The sequence below is a fragment of the Bradyrhizobium zhengyangense genome, from assembly GCF_022012555.1.
GTDB lineage: Bacteria > Pseudomonadota > Alphaproteobacteria > Rhizobiales > Xanthobacteraceae > Bradyrhizobium > Bradyrhizobium zhengyangense.
This window is the reverse complement of record NZ_JAKLTZ010000066.1, coordinates 1-1,828: the sequence shown is the minus strand read 5'-3', so window position 1 is coordinate 1,828 and position 1,828 is coordinate 1. Positions and strand designations below refer to the sequence as shown.

Here is a 1,828-nt window from a genome sequence, read left to right as displayed (position 1 = left end):
AAACCCCGGCCATCTCCGCACCCGGCCTCCTCCTCAACCCAAGCCGGGAGCAAAATAAATGAGGCAACCGATCGCACTCGGGAGCATCGATAGGTGAGGCAATACGGAGTCTCACCCTGATCGCCGCCGCGCACCCCGTCTATTCCCGGTGCGCCGTCGTTTTCTTTCGCCATCTCATACGCTGCGCGCAGGGTCTCCATCTTGCACACGTGGACGTATAGACCCCAGAAACGCCAGGACGGTTCAGCCTTCGCCTTGACGTATAGTCTCCGCCTCAGGTCTTGCAAATCGATGGACGCCTTTATCATCTCGTCCTTGCCTTCCTTACGTTAGAGACATCACAAATGGCAGGGACCCTTTGCTCCACGGGAGTTACTCCGCTTCATCGCTACTCCAGTCCCGGCCGCCACCTTCTCATCTTCGGTCGATTTCCCGGGATCTCCGGTTATACGACCTACCTTCTTCCGGCGATTTCTCTCCGGGATGAAGGCTTCTCCAGTTGCTCGGCATGTCCTTGTCACCGTGCTGTCGCTTTCACCCCGCCGAAATGACCCGTCGTGTCAGTTAGCATTCGATGGATCATGCTGCCTTCGCCCCTAAACTGCAGGCTCGACTTTCGGTTTTCAGCATTTTCGAGGCCACAACGCGTTCTCTTTTGATACGGCCCGATGACTCGTGGTCTCCCCAAGGGAGTTTTGTCGATAGGCTTCAAAGGTTCTATTTCTATCTCCTCTGCTACCCACACTACGGGGAGCTAACTTTTTCCCCGGCAGGACTTACTCCTGCTGAACATGCCAGCCTTCGCTGGACGCACAGTTCGGCATGCATATCCCGCTCAACCAAGTGCGAGAGGATCGACCTGCCATTGTCGACGCTCGCTGACCAGGTCGGCCACGGAACCTTCGCCATCATGCCGCTCTTCCAGCTGATCGAGCGTCATGTACTCGCAGTCGAGCGCCTTCATGGCGACGACACCACCATCCGCGTCCTGGCGAAGGGCAAGTGCACGACCCGCCGGAGCTGGAGTTATGGGCGGGATGACCGGCCCTTCGGTGGGCCGGCGCCGCCGGCTGCGGTCTATTACGCCTCACCCGACCGGCGAGGCCAGCATCCCCAGAGGCATCTGGCCGCCTTCGCCGGCATCCTGCAAGCCGATTGCTATAGCGGCTTCGAGCCGTTGTTCGACCCGCAAAGGAAAGCGATGCCGATCACGCCGGCATTCTGCTTCGCGCATGCGCGGCGGGGCTTCTTCGAGTTGGCCGATATCGAGAAGAACGCCAGGGTAGGCAGCAAGGGTAAACCAGCTCCCCGATCGCGCTAAGCCGCTGCTCGACGACATGCACGCCTGGCTGCTGCGCGAGCGAGAAACCCTCTCGCGCTCCTCCGAGGTCCTGAAGCCCACGAATTACATGCCAGGCGCTGAGCCGACTTTGCCCGCTTCCTCGACGATGGCAGGATCTGCCTCAGCAACAACGCCGCCAAAAGAGCGTTGCGCGGCATCGCCTTGGGAAGGCGCAATTGGACCTTCGCCGGCAGCCTGCGCGGCGCCGAACGCGCCGCCATCATGCTGACGATGATCACCACCTGTCGTCTTAACGATGTCGATCCCAAAGCCCGGCTCTCCGACGTCCTCGCCCGGATCGCCGATCTTCCCGCTTCGCGTCTGCGCGAACTGCTGCCTGGGAATGGAAGCTCCCGCGCCAAGCCGACTAACTGTAACCGGCATGAGCTCCCACGACCGCAGTGATCATTGAGCGCGGGCGTAGCGGATCGGCATCCAGTATTGCCGCAAGGCTTCGACCGCCGCGGGAATATCGGCGTGGGCGTT

General features: G+C 60.7%; 1 pseudogene. It reads left to right on the top strand.

From position 1 onward, the window contains the following. Positions 1–847: 847 nt before the first annotated feature. A pseudogene (locus tag L6639_RS42825) lies at positions 848–1,713 on the top strand (IS66 family transposase); the annotation flags it as partial. Positions 1,714–1,828: the final 115 nt, after the last annotated feature.